16 protein-coding genes and 1 tRNA gene are annotated in these 15,264 nt (G+C 71.0%); 3 read left to right on the top strand and 14 right to left on the bottom strand.

What is annotated here, in order from left to right; translation table 11 throughout:
- The 12 genes from pth to metG all read right to left on the bottom strand — a co-directional run.
- Positions 1-504: aminoacyl-tRNA hydrolase (pth, locus tag M3Q23_01005; GenBank protein ID MDP9340691.1), on the bottom strand; the 504-nt coding region annotated here is incomplete at its 3' end.
- A 63-nt stretch (positions 505-567) separates the two neighbouring features.
- On the bottom strand, positions 568-1,251 hold the full coding sequence (locus tag M3Q23_01010) for a 50S ribosomal protein L25/general stress protein Ctc (protein MDP9340692.1): 684 nt from the start codon (positions 1,249-1,251) through the stop codon (positions 568-570).
- A gap of 111 nt (positions 1,252-1,362) precedes the next feature.
- Positions 1,363-1,983 (bottom strand): hypothetical protein, encoded by a 621-nt coding sequence (locus M3Q23_01015; protein MDP9340693.1) that lies wholly within the window; start codon positions 1,981-1,983, stop codon positions 1,363-1,365.
- A gap of 89 nt (positions 1,984-2,072) precedes the next feature.
- A complete protein-coding gene (locus M3Q23_01020; GenBank protein MDP9340694.1) occupies positions 2,073-3,023 on the bottom strand; it encodes a ribose-phosphate diphosphokinase in 951 nt (316 codons plus the stop codon).
- A gap of 66 nt (positions 3,024-3,089) precedes the next feature.
- A complete protein-coding gene (gene glmU, locus M3Q23_01025) occupies positions 3,090-4,520 on the bottom strand; it encodes a bifunctional UDP-N-acetylglucosamine diphosphorylase/glucosamine-1-phosphate N-acetyltransferase GlmU (protein MDP9340695.1) in 1,431 nt (476 codons plus the stop codon).
- 75 nt (positions 4,521-4,595) lie between these two features.
- Complete coding sequence (locus M3Q23_01030; GenBank protein ID MDP9340696.1) at positions 4,596-5,498, bottom strand: M23 family metallopeptidase; 903 nt, start codon at positions 5,496-5,498, stop codon at positions 4,596-4,598.
- Positions 5,499-5,548: 50 nt separating this feature from the next.
- A tRNA-Gln gene (locus M3Q23_01035) sits at positions 5,549-5,619 on the bottom strand.
- A 14-nt stretch (positions 5,620-5,633) separates the two neighbouring features.
- Complete coding sequence (locus M3Q23_01040; protein ID MDP9340697.1) at positions 5,634-6,506, bottom strand: 4-(cytidine 5'-diphospho)-2-C-methyl-D-erythritol kinase; 873 nt, start codon at positions 6,504-6,506, stop codon at positions 5,634-5,636.
- The gene (rsmA, locus tag M3Q23_01045; protein MDP9340698.1) at positions 6,499-7,335 is read right to left on the bottom strand and encodes a 16S rRNA (adenine(1518)-N(6)/adenine(1519)-N(6))-dimethyltransferase RsmA; all 837 of its coding nucleotides are present in this window, start codon (positions 7,333-7,335) and stop codon (positions 6,499-6,501) included. The genes M3Q23_01040 and rsmA overlap by 8 nt, the downstream gene beginning before the upstream one ends.
- A 67-nt stretch (positions 7,336-7,402) precedes the next feature.
- A complete protein-coding gene (locus M3Q23_01050; GenBank protein ID MDP9340699.1) occupies positions 7,403-8,431 on the bottom strand; it encodes a G5 domain-containing protein in 1,029 nt (342 codons plus the stop codon).
- Between the two features lie 247 nt (positions 8,432-8,678).
- Positions 8,679-9,383, bottom strand: coding sequence for a TatD family hydrolase (locus M3Q23_01055; GenBank protein MDP9340700.1), 705 nt, complete (start codon positions 9,381-9,383; stop codon positions 8,679-8,681).
- A gap of 96 nt (positions 9,384-9,479) precedes the next feature.
- A complete protein-coding gene (gene metG, locus M3Q23_01060) occupies positions 9,480-11,012 on the bottom strand; it encodes a methionine--tRNA ligase (GenBank protein ID MDP9340701.1) in 1,533 nt (510 codons plus the stop codon).
- Between the two features lie 114 nt (positions 11,013-11,126).
- On the opposite strand from metG, the gene M3Q23_01065 reads away from it, so the two are divergent.
- The gene (locus tag M3Q23_01065; GenBank protein MDP9340702.1) at positions 11,127-11,516 is read left to right on the top strand and encodes a cupredoxin domain-containing protein; all 390 of its coding nucleotides are present in this window, start codon (positions 11,127-11,129) and stop codon (positions 11,514-11,516) included.
- On the opposite strand, the gene rsmI is transcribed toward M3Q23_01065, so the two are convergent.
- Positions 11,509-12,414, bottom strand: a complete 906-nt coding sequence (gene rsmI / locus M3Q23_01070) for a 16S rRNA (cytidine(1402)-2'-O)-methyltransferase (GenBank protein MDP9340703.1) — start codon at positions 12,412-12,414, stop codon at positions 11,509-11,511. The genes M3Q23_01065 and rsmI overlap by 8 nt on opposite strands.
- A 112-nt stretch (positions 12,415-12,526) precedes the next feature.
- Here rsmI and M3Q23_01075 point away from each other — a divergent pair, with 112 nt between their 5' ends.
- Both M3Q23_01075 and M3Q23_01080 read left to right on the top strand, forming a co-directional pair.
- A complete protein-coding gene (locus M3Q23_01075) occupies positions 12,527-14,203 on the top strand; it encodes a phospholipid carrier-dependent glycosyltransferase (protein ID MDP9340704.1) in 1,677 nt (558 codons plus the stop codon).
- The gene (locus M3Q23_01080; protein MDP9340705.1) at positions 14,194-14,541 is read left to right on the top strand and encodes a metallopeptidase family protein; all 348 of its coding nucleotides are present in this window, start codon (positions 14,194-14,196) and stop codon (positions 14,539-14,541) included. Before M3Q23_01075 ends, M3Q23_01080 begins: the two co-directional genes overlap by 10 nt.
- 19 nt (positions 14,542-14,560) lie before the next feature.
- Here M3Q23_01080 and M3Q23_01085 read toward each other — a convergent pair.
- Positions 14,561-15,264 (bottom strand): CPBP family intramembrane metalloprotease (locus tag M3Q23_01085; protein ID MDP9340706.1); only part of this gene is annotated, 704 nt, incomplete at its 5' end.

Here is a 15,264-nt window from a genome sequence, read left to right on the forward strand (position 1 = left end):
GTCCGCCACCAGCAGCTCGACCTCCGGCTGCTCCCGCTTCGAGAACGGCTCCAGCAGCCAATCCGGATGCGTCTCCGGCCGGCCCGGCGGGCGGCCGATGCCCAGGCGTACCCGCACGAAGTCGGCGGTCCGGAGCGCCCCCACCAGCGAGTCCAGCCCGTGATGCCCCGCGGTGGAGCCGCCGAGCTTGATCCGCAGCGCGCCGAACGGCAGGTCGATCTCGTCGTGGCACGCCACGATGCGATCCGGGGTCACCCGCAGCTTCCTGGCCAGCGAGGCGAACGGCGGACCCGAGACGTTCATGAACTGGAGCGACTTGGCCAGCACCACCCGCTCGCCGTCGGGCTGGCGGATCTCGGCGGTCTCGACCGACACGAACCGGACCCGGCGGAACCGCTCCCCCGCCTCGGCGGCCATGCGCTCCACCACCATGGCCCCCACGTTGTGGCGGGTCCGGGCGTACCGCTCGCCCGGATTTCCCAGCCCCAGCACGAGCCAGGTCATGGGCCGGACGGGGGCGGGGCCGTCATGGAGAACACCGGGAGGGTCGAGCCGGCTCGTCCGGGGCTAGCCCTGGTCTTCCTCGCCCTGCTCGGCCTCCTCCGGAGCGCCGGCGCCGGCCTCGGCCTCGCCGGCGGTCGCGCCCTCGGCCTCCGCCTCCGCCACCTCGGCCGCCTCCTCCTCCTCCTCCAGCCGCATGATCGGCGGCGGGACGACCGAGACGATGGTCTCGTCGGCCTCGGAGAGGATCGTCACGCCCGAGGGCGCGGTGAGGTCCCCGACCCGGAGGACGTCCCCGATGCCGAGGCGCGAGATGTCGGCCTCGATGCGGTCGGGGACGTCAGCGGGAAGGCACTCCGCCTTGATCTCCCACAGGTGGTGCTCGATGACGCCGCCCTCCTTGACCCCGTGGGACTCGCCCACGAGCTCCACCGGGACGTCCACGGCGATGGTCTGGTCGCGGCGGACGGCCAGGAAGTCCACGTGCAGGAACTGCCCGCGGATGTGGTCTCGCTGGATCTCACGAGGAAGGGTGAGGTGCCGGTCGTTGCCCACCCGCAGGTCGATCAGCACGTTCGAGCCGGCCTCGGTGTGCAGGATGTGGAACAAGTCGCGCGCGTCGACGTCGACGGCCACCGGCTCCATGCCGTGGCCGTACAGCACGCCGGGGACGCGCCCGGCGGCCCGGGACTTGCGCGCGGCGCCCTTCCCGGCGGCCTCGCGCTTCGTGGCCTGCAGCTTCCTCTCCATGGACGTGCCTCTCCCAGATCGAGCGGACGGAATCGTGAGATCGAAGAACGAGATTCTACGAGACCGCGAGCCTGGTTCGACCTGGAGAGGAACCGCAGGGCCGGAGCCGGCCTATCGGGTGGCTCGCTTCGCCGCGGTCTTCGCCCGAGCACCGGCCGACTTCGCGCCACCCTTGGCTCGAGACTTCGCGCTCTTCGCCGTGCTCTTGGCCCGGGTCGTGGTGCTCTTCGCGGTGCCCTTGGCACGCGTCGTGGTGCGCTTGGCCACAGCTTTCGCGCGGGTCGAGGACCGCTTGGCCGTCGCCTTCCCTCGGGCCGCCGTGGACTTCGTGGCGGTCTTTGCCCGGGTGGCCCCGGATGCGGCGGAGCCCTCCGCGCGCGAGGCGGTGCCCCTGGCGGCGCCGGTGGCTCGCTCCACGGTGGACCTGGCCGTGGCCGTGGCCTTCTTCACCCGTTGCTCGGCGGCCGTCGTGGCCTTCTTCAGCCGCTGCTCGGCCGCGGACGTGGCCGTCTTCACCGTGTCCTGGGCGACGGACGTCGCCTTCCTGACGGTCTCCTCCGCGGCGGCCTTGGCCTTCTCGAGCTGCATGCGGGCCTCGGCGCTGAGCTTCCTGGCGGCGCCCTTCAGCTCCGTCGTTCGCTTGCCGGTGACCTTGCCTGCCACTCGCTTGGCCTCGCCGACGGCCTGATCGACCGCCGCTTTGGCTCGTCCCTGCATGCTCACGGGCATCACCTCCGTTTCCCTAGCTACCCGATCCGAGGCCAAGCCAAGCGCCCGGACATGGCGCCGCAACCCGGTCGGAACGTCAGCGCCTCAGCGCCTCAGGGCTGGTTCTCGCCGTGGAAGATCTCGGAGACGCTGGTGTCCTCGAACACGGCCCGGAGTGCGCTGGCGATGATCGGTGCGATGGACAGCACGGTCAGCTTCTCCATTCGCTTGTCGTCCGGGATGGGGAGCGTGTTCGTGACCACGACCTGCTTGATGGGCGACTCCTCAAGCGTCTGGACGGCCTTGCCCGAGAACACGCCGTGGGTGGCGCCGGCGTACACCGCGGTGGCGCCCTGTTCCACCAGGGCCTGCGCCCCCCGGACCATGGTGCCTGCCGTGTCGATCATGTCGTCGATCAAGATGCAGGCCCGCCCGTCCACCGGGCCCAGGACCTCCAGGGCGTCGATCTTGTGCGCCTCGTGCTTGGACCGACGCTTGTAGATGTAGGCGAGGTCCGAGTGCAGGTGGTCGCGGAGGCGCTCCGCCACCTTGACCCGGCCGGCGTCCGGTGCCACCACGACGGCGTCCTCTCCGAGGCCGAGGGTGTTCTGGAAATGGTCCGAGAGCAACGGCAGCGCGGTGAGGTGGTCGACCGGGAAGTCGAAGAAGCCCTGGATCTGGCCGCTGTGCAGGTCCACCGACACCACGCGGTCGGCCCCGGCAGCGGTGAGGAGGTCGGCGACGAGCTTCGCCGAGATGGGCTCGCGGGCGAGGGTCTTCTTGTCCTGCCGGGAGTACCCGTAGTAGGGGATGACCGCGGTGATCCGCTTCGCCGAGGCCCGGACCATCGCATCGAGCAGCAGGAGCTGTTCGAAGATCGACTCGTTCACGGGCTGCGCGTGGGTCTGGATCACGAACACGTCGGCGCCCCGCACGCTGTCGTTGGGACGAACGTAGATCTCGCTCGACGCGAACCGGGAGATCTTGCATTCCGAGATCGGGATGCCGAGGTGGCCGGCGATCTCGTGGCCGAGCTCCGGATGCGCGGTGCCGGCGAAGATCATCAGGTGCTTCTTCGTCACGATCTCCACCGCGCGCCCCCTCTCAGGACCCCTGCGCCGAACCGCTGATCATTCGCTACCCTTCGTGCGGCCCCGCCGCTCGGCCCGCTTCCTCGCTTCCTTCCGGTCCCGGAACCCCGGGACGTTGCGCTGCTCCGCCCGTTCGATGGCGAGCGCCCCCGCCGGCACGTCCCGGGTCACCACCGAGCCGGCCCCGGTCATGGCCCGCCTCCCCACCTTCACCGGAGCCACCAGCATGGTGTCCGAGCCGATCTTCACCTCGTCCCCGATCACGGTGGGGTGCTTGTCCCATCCATCGTAGTTAACGGTGACGGTCCCCGCTCCGATGTTCGTGTTCCGCCCGATGGTGGCGTCGCCGATGTACGAGAGATGCGGCACCTTCGACCCGGGGCCGACCCGTGAGGCCTTGATCTCGACGAACGACCCCGCCTTCGCGCCGTCCGCCAGGACGGTGCCCGGACGGACGTGCGCGAAGGGCCCGATGGAGACGCCCCGGGCGATCCTGGAGTCCCGAACCACCGAGTACTGGACCGAGGAGCCGGCCCCGATCCGCGAGTCCAGGATGCGCGCGGAGGGACCGAGCTCGCAGTCTTCGCCGATGCGCGTCTGCCCCTCCAGGATGGTGAGCGGATAGAGCAGGGTGTCGCGTCCGATCCGGACGTCGACATCGACGTAGGTCCGCTCGGGGTCGAGCATGGTCACGCCGTCGGCCATGTGGCGGGCGTTGATCCGCCGTCGCATCACCGCGATCACGCCGGCGAGCTCTGCCCGGGTGTTGATCCCGAGGACGCCCCCGAGGTCCGCCACGGCCACCCCCACCGGCTCGCCCTTCTCTTTCAGGGTGGAGATGACGTCGGGGAGGTAGTACTCGTGCTGGCGGTTGTCGGTGCCGACCGCGGGCAGCGCGTCGAACAGGGCTTCCCGGCGAAACGCGTAGGCCATGGTGGCCACCTCGTGGATCTCGCGCTGCTGCGGCGTCGCGTCGCGTTCCTCCACGATGCGCACGAGCTCGTCCCCGTCGCGGAGGATGCGCCCGTACCCGGAGGCGTCCGGGAGGACCGTGGTGAGGAGGGCGGCGGCCGCCTTCATTCGCCGGCGGAGCCCGAGCAACGCGGTCAGCGTCTCCGGAGTGTGCAGGGGTTCGTCGCCCGAGAGGGTCAGCACGTCGGTGGCCGGCCCCACCGCCTTCTCGGCGACCATCACCGCGTGCCCCGTGCCGAGCGGCTCGCCCTGATCGATCAGGATCGGCTCGGGCCGGATGCCCCACGTGGCCACCGCCTCCCTCACCAGATCGGCGCCGTGATGGACCACCACCACGACGCGCGCGGGCCTGGTCCGCCGGGCCGCCTGGAGGACATGCCACAGCGCCGGCCGGCCGCACACGGGGTGCAGCACCTTGGGCAGGTTCGACTTCAGGCGCTTGCCGAGCCCGGCCGCCAGCACGACCACGGCCAGGGAGCGGGAGGAAGCTTCAGGCATGCGATGTGTCCTCGAGTCGGGGAGCGGCGATGTTGTACCCGGGCCAAGGTGGGCAGCGCAACCGTGCCCGCCGGTTCACGGGCACACCGCCCCCAGGAACGGAAAGGGGTCGACCGCCGGGCCGCCGCCCGGATGCCACTCGTAGTGAAGGTGCGGGATGAGGCCCTTCGCATCGCCGGATGCCCCGACGTAGCCGATCACGGCCCCGGCCGGAACGGAGCCGGTCGCCCCATATGCCGACAGGTGCGCGTAGTAGCTGTAGCCGGTGGCGGAGCGAAGGATCAGCGCGTTGCCCCCCAGCGTGTTCGGGTCGGGGGTGACCACGCCCGGCTGCACGGCAAGCTCCGGTGTTCCACGGGCCGCCAGGAGGTCGTTGCCCTCGTGGAACCGCCCTCCGGGGCGGGGAGCGCCGAAGGAGTCCGTGAGCGAGATCGGCCCCGCCACCGGACAGGCCTGGAGGGTCCTGTCGGGATGGACGGCCACCGGCCACGAGGCGAACCAGCGATCGGTGGGCCGAGCGCCGGGGACCGGGCCGAGGATGTCCTTCACCGCACGGCGGGAGGCCGCGAGGGGGCCCTTGATCCGGCGGTAGTCCGCGTGCAGCGACGCCTTGATGGCGAGCCAGCTGGGCAGGGATCTGACCAGGACGCGCTGATCGGCCTGGACCCGGGCGCGGATCTGGCGAAGCGACGACGCGGTGCCCGGCGTGTGCTTGGGGATTCGGCGCATGGCCGCCGTGGCGTGCCGGAGGTCGTCCTGCCGTCCGTGCACCGTCTGCACCAGGGCCATCCACATGGCGGTTCGAACGCGGATCCCTGCGGTCACCTGTTCGAGGTCACGCTGGATCGCGGAGAGCCTCGGGCTGGGGGCCGGCGCCGCGGCGGCGGTCGCACCGCCGGCTGCCGCGGAGGCGGTCACCTGGCCGGTGGCGAGGATCGCCACGACGGCGGATCGGAGGGCGTGGAGCGGCCGGCTCACCACGCAAGGATCACATACGCGGAGGCGGACCGATCTGAAGTCCCGTGTCGCTCCGGGGGGAGGAGTCGAACCTCCATTTGAGGCTCCAAAGGCCCCCGTCTTGCCGTTAGACGACCCCGGACCGTGGCGGGTCGATTATCCAGGACCGGAGACCGGGATCGCGGAGGGAACCCTGGCCGCGATGGCGTGGGCGTGCGCCTCGTCTCGAGCCAGCCCGGCCATGGTGGGCCCGCTCCCGCACAGGATGGCGCCAAGCGCACCGGCCCGGAGGAGGTTCGCTCGAACCTCCTCGAGCTGGGGATGGCGGCGGACGACCGGGCCCTGGAGATCGTTGAACATCAGCCCGGCGAGCGCATCCACATCGCCGGCGGCGGCGGCGAGGAGGAGCGGCGCGGCGTCGGGGCCGGTGGTGCCTCCATCCTCGTCCCACCACCGGTACGCATCCGCGGTCGAGACGGGGATCGGTTGCGGCACAACGACGAACCACAGCCCGGCCACCCGAGCCGGCTCCACGATCTCGCCGCGGCCTCGCATCACCACCGGCCCGTCCGTCAGCAAGGCCGGGACGTCGGAGCCCACTCGCGCTCCGATCGCGCAGAGCTCCTCATCACCGAAGGGTCTTCCCCACAGCTCGTTCATGGCCCGCAGGACGGCGGCCGCATCGGCGCTTCCGCCCCCGAGCCCCGCCGCCACCGGGATGGCCTTCTCCACGGTGACGGCCGCTCCCTCGGTCGGACGCCCCCGCGCGGCGACCCACTCGCGCGCCGCGATCAGCGCGAGGTTGTGGTCGGGGTCGATGACCTCCCACTCGAACGAGCCCGCCGCCCGCATCTCCACCGAAAGCTTCGACCGGGCCCGCACGGTCACCGTGTCGTGCAGCGACACGGGCACCACGAGGCTCTCCAGATCATGGTAGCCGTCGTCGCGCCGTCGGAGCACCCGCAGGAACAGGTTCACCTTGGCCCGGGCCTCGATCCGAACCTCCCGCCCGGTGGACGCCTCACTCACCGTCGAACACCGCCTCGGCCAGGCAGGCGAACTGGGGAAGGCCGAGCGACTCGGCCCGCACGCGCACGTCCAGGCCGCATCCTTTCAGTGCCTTGGCGGCTTCCTCGGCCGACAGCCCCAGGCGCACCAGCGCGTTGCGCATGGTCTTGCGCCGCTGAGCGAACCCCTCGTCCACCACGCGGAACAACCGGTCCTTGGGCGTCGATACCGGCGGCTCCCGAGGGGTGATGCGGAGGAGCACCGACTCGACCTGCGGTTCCGGCCAGAACACGGTCGGTGGCACGCGGCGCAGCACCGAGACATGTGCTTGGTACGCCAAGCGGGCGCTCAGTGCGCCATACGCCTGCTTGGCGGGCCAAGCAGCGAGCCGTTCGCCGACCTCGCGCTGGACCATCACGACGTAGTCCACGACTTGGGGCGCCTGCTCGAGCAGGCCGAACAGGATGGGGACGGCCACGTTGTAGGGCAGGTTCGAGGCCATCTTCCACGGCCCGCCTTCGAGCTCGCGGTCCCACGGAACGTGCAGCGCGTCCGCCTCCAGAACCCGCACGTTGGGGAAGGCCGCGACCACCTCGCGCAGCGCCCCCGCGACGCCCCGGTCGAACTCGACCGCGAGCACCTCCGCTCCGGCCTCCGCCAGGGCCACGGTGAGTGAGCCCAGGCCCGCCCCCACCTCCACCACCCGGTCCGCCGGACCGACCTCGGCGAGCGCCACGATCCGCCGGGCCAGGTTCGGGTCCGCCAGAAAGTGTTGGCCGAGCGACTTCGACGGCCGCAGGCCGTGCCGCGCGGCCAGCGTCCTCAGCGCCCGGCGTCCCAGACCGCGCAAGGGATCCGTCTCTTCGGAGGGCAGACCGTGGGTCTGGGATGGATGAGTGGAGTCGCCTGGACCGGAGCTACCAGGAGAGCCGGACCTCGCAGACGCCCGCGGCGAGCGGCGCGATGCGCGAGAACGCCTCGCTGGAGAGGTCGATGACGCGTCCCCCGAACGGTCCACGGTCGTTGATTACCACGGTGACCGACTTGCCGTTCGCAAGGTTGGTCACGGTGACCCGGGTCCCGAACGGCAGCCACGGGCTGGCCGCGGTCAGGCCGGGGTGGTCGTACCAGGAGGCCTCGCCAACCCGTTGCTGGGTCGTCCCGGCGGGGGACGGCGGCACGCCCACCACTCGGCGCTCGGCCACGGGCTGGCGGGTGACCCGCTGGGACACAAGGCGCCGGTTGACCTCGCTCCCGTCCTCCAGGCGGACCCGGTACGTGCGAACGACCGTCCCGCTCCGTCCGGGCTGGAGGATCTGGCTCTTCCCGACCGGGACCTTCGACGAATAGGTCGTGGAGACCTGGAACGGGACGGAGGTCGTGACCGTCACCGTGTTCAGCGAGACGTCCACGTAGCGGACGGCCGGGGCGCGGAGGATGGGAGTCTGGATGGACGGAGTCACGCGATCGTTCCAGTCGGGCTGGATCCCCATGGCCGAGAGGAGCTGCCGTACGGTGGCCGCGTTCGTCAGCACGTCGTGGGTCTTCCCCTTCACCACGACCGTGACTGCCACGGAACCGGGCAGCGAGAGCCCGTCTGGTCCGACCGCGGAGGCCGAGCTCGCGGGCGGCACGCGCAGGATGCCGAGCATCCGCGCTGCCAACCCCTCCGCCATCCAGACCCCCACGCTGTGTCGTCCTGCCAGTGGAGCGAGCCCCGAAGCGGCCGGCATCGACGCGACGTCGTCGCGAGCGGCCTCCGGGAGCACGACGAGCGAACCGTGAACCGGCGGTCGAGACTGAGAGACCGGGCTGGCCTGGGCACCCCCGCCCGCGACCAGCACGTGGAGGACCCCAGCCAGACCGAGCATGGACCCCATCAGGGCCAGCCGTCCGCTCGTTCGCCTGATCCGGAGGCGTCGCCCCCGGGTCGGTTGAACCCGCACCTTCCCTCCTCACGAAGGAAGGCTCCGGGGGGAAGCGGCGAGAGCCGGACCAGAGCCTCCAAGGCAGGACAGGGCGGAACCCTAACAAAGTCTCAACTTCAAGTGCAAACTTGATCCACCGAACGGGCGTTCGCCGCGCGCCAGTCTCGACATGGGGTTCGGGAACGCCGGCGACGCGGGTCGGTTCCGCGACGTAGGTCTCGACCTCGGGTTCGGACTATGGCTCTAGGGGCGCGACCGGCGAGGCTCACCGCAGCCCGGGGAAGGCCGACCGGGCATTGGCCGCGGTGGCGGCCCGGACCGCTTTCGCGTCCTCGCCCCGAGCCCGGGCCACCTCCTCGATGGCGGCCACCACGTTCCCGGGCTCGTTGTCGCGGCCCCGGAGCGACTGCGGTGCGAGGAAGGGGCTGTCGGTCTCCACGAGCAGGCGGTCGGCCGGCGCAACCGCCGCGGCGCGCCGGAGGTGCTCGTTCTTCGGGTAGGTGACGTTGCACGCGAAGGAAAGGAAGTAGCCCCGGGCGTCGCACTCGCGGGCCACGTCCTCGTCACCCGAGAAGCAATGCAGCACCACCCGCTCGGCACCCTCGTCCTCCAGGACCCGGAGCGCCGCCTCCCACGCGTCCCGGACGTGGACCACGAGCGGCTTGTCGAACTCCCGGGACCACCGGGCGTGGATCCGCAGGGCCCGTTCCTGGTCGGAGGCCGGCGACAGCATCCGGTAGAAGTCGAGACCGGTCTCCCCGACCGCCAGCACCATCGGGTTCGCCAGGAACTCCTCGAGGGCCGAGCCGGCCTGCGCGTCGAGGGCCGAGGCCGTATGCGGGTGCATCCCCGCCGTGGCGAACACGCCCCGAAACGACTCGGCCAGCTCGACCGACCGGCGGCTCGAGTCCGGATCGATCCCGACACATAGGAGCGTTCCCACCCCGGCCAGGCGGGCAGCCTCAACCACCTCTCCAGGCTCACCCCCCATCAGGAACAGGTGGCAATGCGTGTCCACCGCGTCGGCCTGGACCGGTCCTTGAGGGTTTATCCCGACCATTCGAGTTCAGGACGAGAGCCGGGGGAACAGGGCGTCGCCCTTGGTGGTCCGGGTGCCCGGCGCGAGTCCACCCCACGCGGCGGCGCCCGGAAGGCGCTGGGCGTCGAGGGGCTCCGGGATCCCGAGCTGCTCCCACAGCCGGGCGGCGGCGGCCGGCATGACCGGCGCGGCCAGCAGCGCCACGATCCGAAGCACCTCCGCCGCGGCATACAGGACGCCAGCGAGCTCCGCCCGCCGCTCGGGCTCGGCCGCCAGCTTCCACGGAGCCCGGTCCACCAGGAACCGGTTGGCCTCGCCCACGACCTCCCAGGCCGCGGCGAGGGCCTGCGACGGCGCCAGCTCCTCCATGGCCGCGTCGTACCGGGCCACGACGTCCTTGGCCACGTCCGGCAGCCGTCCGGCCACCGATGAGTCGCCGCCGTCGGGGACCACCCCACCGAAGTACGACCCCAGCATGGCCAGGACCCGGCTGGCCAGGTTGCCCAGGCCGTTGGCCAGGTCGGCGTTGTGCCGCTCCGTCATGGACTCCCACGTGTAGCTGCCGTCCTGCCCGAACTGGATCTCCCGCATGAAGTAGTACCGGTAGGAGTCCACGCCGAAGTGGTCCAGGAGCTCGAACGGGTGCACGCCGGTGCCCCGGCTCTTCGACATCTTCTCTCCCCCGACCGTGAGGAACCCGTGCGCGAACACGGTCCGGGGCACCTCCAGGCCGGCCGCCATCAGCAGGGCGGGCCAGATCACGGCGTGGAAGCGGACGATGTCCTTGCCGATGATGTGGACGTCCGCGGGCCACACCGAGGCGAAGAACGGGTCGTCGGTCCCGAAGCCCGGCGCCGTGATGTAGTTCAGGAGCGCGTCCACCCACACGTAGATCACGTGGTCCGGGTCCCACGGGACGGGGATCCCCCAGTCCGAGCCCGACCGGGAGATGGAAAGGTCGCGGAGGCCTCCTTCCACGAACGACACGACCTCGTTGCGGCGGAAGTCGGGCAGGACGAACTCGGGACGCTCCCGGTACAGGCGCAGCAGCGGCTCCTGGTACTTCGAGAGGGGGAAGAAGTAGTTGTCCTCCTTCAGATACTCCACGGGACGCAGGTGGATGGGACACTTGCCGTCCACGAGCTCCTTCTCCTGCTTGAACTCCTCGCAGGACACGCAGTACGGGCCCTCGTAGACGCCGAGGTAGACCTCGCCCCGGTCGTACAGCGTCTGGACGAATCGCTGGACCCGCTCGGCGTGGCGCTGCTCGGACGTCCGGATGAAGTCGTCGTTGGAGATGTCCAGGCGCTCCCACACCTCGCGCCACTTGGGCACCATCTGGTCCACCCACTGCTGAGGCGTGATGCCGAGCTCCGCGGAGGAGCGAGCGACGTTCAGGCTGTGCTCGTCGGTCCCGGTCAGGAAAAACACCTTCTCCCCGCGCAGCCGGTGGTACCTGGCCAGGAGGTCGCACGCGATGATCTCGTAGGCCGTCCCGACGTGCGGCTCTGCGTTCACGTAGGGGATGGACGAGGTGACGTAGAAGACCTGATCGCTCATGTGGCGGCCATTGTACGGAGGGCGGGGCCGCCGGCGGGCCACAGGTAGGATCACCCGGTAGGCTCACGGGCCGACGGCCCGCATCTGGAAGAGCCAGGAAAGGACCATCCGGCGATGGGGAAGCTCGCTCTGCTCTGCGTCGTTGCCGTGGGATCGCTGCTGCTGGCAGCGTGCGGTGGCGGGAGCACCAGGACCACCGTCACGAACTGTTCTCCCTCCGGCACGAAGCTGTCCGTCACCGCGAAGAACATCGTGTTCGACACGACTTGCCTGGCGGCGCCGGCCGGCCGCCCGTTCACCATCGCATTCCACAACGAGGACGGCAGCACGACCCACAACATGGCCATCTACACGGACTCGTCGGCCGACAAGGCCCTGTTCCAGGGAAAGCTCGTGGTGGGCGTGGCGACCGAGACCTACGACGTGAAGGCGCTGCCGGCCGGCCGGTACTTCTTCCGGTGCGACGTGCATCCCCAGATGAACGGCACGTTCAACGTCAAGTAGCGCCCGGGTCCGGCCCCGGGTCGCGGCCCTGGCCTCGGGTGCGGCTGCGGGTCGGAGTGCGTTCCACCAGGGCGCGGTAGACGTCGTTGGCCGACGCGCCCCGGCGGCGAGCCACCGTTCGGGCCGCGTCGCGGGCCCGCATGCCCTCCGCGACGAGCCGCCCGGCCTCCTCCGCGAGCTCCTCCTCCGGCACGGGAGCCCGGTCCTGCGGGGCACCTTCCACCACCAGCACGATCTCGCCCCTGGGCTCTCGTTCGTCGAACCGGCCGGCGAGCTCCGAGACCCTGCCGCGCACGACTTCCTCGTGCAGCTTGGTCAGCTCGCGGGCCACGGCCACCCGCCGGTCCCCGAACACGCCGGCGATCTCGTGGAGCGTGGCCGCCAGCCGGCGGGGCGACTCGAAGAACACCAGCGTCCGGGGCTCGGCGGCCAGGCCCTCCAGGCGCGCCTTCCGCTCGCCGGCCCGCCGGGGAAGGAAGCCCTCGAACGCGAACCGGTCGGTGGGGAGGCCGGAAACGACCAGCGCCGCGATCACCGCGGACGGCCCGGGCACCACGCGCACGTCGATCCCCGCCTCGGCGCAGGCGCGGACCAGCCGGAAGCCGGGATCTGACAGCCCGGGCATGCCGGCGTCGGACACCACGGCCACGTCCCGCCCCGCCCGCAGCTCCTGGAGGAGGCGCTCCGTCCGCTCCCGCTCGTTCGCGTCGTGGAACGACACCAGCCGGGCATGCACGTCGAGGCTGGCCAGCAGGCCCCGGGTCCGTCGGGTGTCCTCCGCCGCCACCAGGTCCACCGCGTCGAGGGTGGTGCGGGCTCGCTCGCTCATGTCGCCGAGGTTCCCGATCGGCGTCCCCACGAGATACAGGGTCCCGGCGGCGCGCTCCTGATTCCTCACGAATCGGATGGTGGCACGCCGGGAGCTCGCCGTGGCACGCCGAGAGCTCGCCGTGCGCTCGTCGACAGCCATCCCCGGTCCAATCCGACCTCCTCGCGTACCATCGACGCCGATGGACTCGCCGCCCTCCCGCGACCCGGCAGACGCGGCCCACCCGGCCGATCGAGCAGACCCCGCCGACCCGGCCCGCCGGAGATGGCGCGGGACGGCTCGCTTCCTTCGCCACCCCTTCGTGGTCCTGGCCATCGTGGCGGTAGTGGCCGGCGTGCCCCGCTTCTGGGCCCTGGGCGACCCCGGCTCCGACCACGGCCATCGCGTCTACGTGTTCGACGAGACCTACTACGCGAAGGACGCCTGCCTGTACGCGGGGCACACGCCCAGCCAGTGCGACCTCACCACGACGACGTACGAGCAGTCCTGGGTCCACCCCCCGCTGGGGAAATGGATGATCGCCCTGGGCATCAAGCTCTTCGGGTACGACCCGATCGGGTACCGGTTCTCGTCGGCGCTGTTCGGAACGGCGTCCGTGGTGATCACCGCGGGGATCGCGCTGCTGCTGTTCGGGAGCGTGGGATGGGCATACGTCGCGGGGCTCCTGCTGGCCACGGAGAGCCTCAACTTCGTGCAGTCCCGCGTGGCCCTCCTCGACATCTTCGTCGCGTTCTGGGTCGTCCTGGGATTCCTGTTCGTCGTGCTGGACCGGCGATACATCGACCGCCGGACTCGGCAGCCCGACGGCGTCCCCGAGCCCACCCCCGCGCCGGCGCTGTCCATGGGCCCCGGGGCGATGGCCGCCTCGGAGTCCGCGGGCCCGGGAGCCGCCCCGCGGGAGCTGGATCCCGACCAGGGCACGCTCATCACGGCGGAACGGCCCCCGGCGGTGCAGCTGCTGGACCGGCGCGTCCCCTCACCTCTGTGGCGTCCGTGGCGGCTGGCGGCCGGGCTCGCCTTCGGGGGCGCGTTCGCCACGAAGTGGAACGGCCTGCCGCCGCTGCTGGGCGCCGCGGGCCTGGTGTTCGTGTGGGAATGGATGCGGCGTCGCCGCGCCGGGACGCGCGGTCCGCTGTGGGGAACCATCCGCCAGGAGGGCCTCACCATCTTCGTGTCCCTGGCCCTGCTCCCGCTGCTCGTCTACGTCGGGTCCTACAGCGGGCGCATCATCCACACCGATTTCCCGAAGGATCGGTACGTCCCCGGCGCGGGGTGGCACTTCTCGCTTCCGCAGCTGTGGGAGCTCCAGGGCGAGATGGCGCATTTCCACGAGACCCTGTACGCGATCGATCCGACCACCCACAAGCCCGCCCATCCCTACGAGTCGCGACCCTGGAGCTGGCTGTACCTGGGCCGTCCGGTGGCCTACTACTACGTGGGGCCGGGCACGGAGATCCTCGGCATCGGGAACCCCGCCATCTTCTGGTTCAGCCTGTTGACCATCCCCTGGCTCGGGTTGGCCCTGTGGCGCCGGCGCGACTGGGTGGCCGGGCTGATCTTCGTCGCCATCGCTGTGCAGTACGTCCCGTGGTTCATCCCGCCCGCGCTGAACAAGGTGCAGTTCCTCTTCTACGCCACGCCCATCTCGCCGTTCCTGGCGCTCGCGGCGACCTACGTCGTACGCGACATGGCCACCGTCCGCGTCGCCGGCTCGCGCTCCCGTCCGTTCCTGCCCGTGGCGGTGGGGTTCGTCGCGGTGTGCGTCGGCCTGTTCGTGTTCTTCTGGCCCATCCTCACGGCCTATCCGCTCTCGCACACCGCGTGGAGCGCGCGGATGTGGTTCCGCTCATGGATCTGACGGCCGACCGCTTCGAGGAGCTCGTGGCCGACGCGCTGGACGGCCTCCCGGAATGGGTCCACGAGCGGCTCGAGAACGTGGACGTGATCGTGATGGAGCGGCCCCCGCCCGGCCAGCCCACGCTGCTCGGGCTGTACCAGGGCGTTCCGTTGACCCAGCGGGGCACGAACTACTTCGGCGTGCTTCCGGATCGCATCACGCTGTTTCGTTCCACGATCTCGCGGGGCGTCCGGACGGAGGCCCAGCTCCGCGAGCGCATCCGCCACACCGTGGTCCACGAGATCGCGCATTTCTTCGGCATCTCCGACGAGCGGCTGATCGAGATCGACCGCTACTAGTCCGTGGCAGACTAGTTGTTCAACCGGCGGTGACGCCCGGCAGGTGCGACTTGAACAGGATGTACAGCACCGCCGCGCCGACATCGATCAGCGTGTGGGCTACCACGAGCGGCCAGGTCCGCCGCCACCGCAGGAACACCCACCCGAAGAACACCCCCATGGCCACGTTCCCGGCGAAGCCACCCCACCCCTGGTACAGGTGGTACGAACCGCGGAGCACCGCGCTCGCGGCGACCGCCGCCGCGGCGCTCCACCCGATCTGGCGGAGCCGCGTCACCAGGTAGCCCACCACCACGGTCTCCTCGAGCAAGGCGTTCTGCGCCGCCCCCAGCACGAACACGGGGACGGTCCACCAGTGGCCGGTGGGCGGGACCGGGACCACGATGCGGTTCACCCCCAGCTGGACCGCGCCCAGGTACACGCCGATCCCGGCCGCGCCCACGATGGCCGCGAGCACGGCCCCCCACCCAAGGTCCATCAGGGGGCGATCGAGCGCCATCCCGATGGTCGAAGCCCGCTCGCCGTTTCGCCGCACCAGGTAGAAGACCAGCCACACGGGAGGCAGGGCGAACACGATGTCCAGCAGCTGCCGGGCCAGCTGAGGGCTCTGGGAGAAGATCACCACGGCCACGGAGCGGTTCACCGGCGCGGAGAGCAGGTCGAGGATCGCGTAGGCCGCCGACGCCAGCAGCGAAAGCGACAGGACGATGAGGACCTCTTCGC

This window comes from Actinomycetota bacterium (genome assembly GCA_030774015.1).
Lineage (GTDB): Bacteria > Actinomycetota > UBA4738 > UBA4738 > JACQTL01 > JALYLZ01.

Bases quoted from the DNA above. Each gene is read 5' to 3' on its own strand.
- M3Q23_01075 (MDP9340704.1), top strand. From the start codon at position 12,527: ATGGACTCGCCGCCCTCCCGCGACCCGGCAGACGCGGCCCACCCGGCC.
- metG (MDP9340701.1), bottom strand. From the start codon at position 11,012: ATGAGCGATCAGGTCTTCTACGTCACCTCGTCCATCCCCTACGTGAAC.
- M3Q23_01010 (MDP9340692.1), bottom strand. From the start codon at position 1,251: ATGGAGAGGAAGCTGCAGGCCACGAAGCGCGAGGCCGCCGGGAAGGGC.
- M3Q23_01080 (MDP9340705.1), top strand. From the start codon at position 14,194: ATGGATCTGACGGCCGACCGCTTCGAGGAGCTCGTGGCCGACGCGCTG.
- M3Q23_01020 (MDP9340694.1), bottom strand. From the start codon at position 3,023: ATGATCTTCGCCGGCACCGCGCATCCGGAGCTCGGCCACGAGATCGCC.
- M3Q23_01065 (MDP9340702.1), top strand. From the start codon at position 11,127: ATGGGGAAGCTCGCTCTGCTCTGCGTCGTTGCCGTGGGATCGCTGCTG.
- glmU (MDP9340695.1), bottom strand. From the start codon at position 4,520: ATGCCTGAAGCTTCCTCCCGCTCCCTGGCCGTGGTCGTGCTGGCGGCC.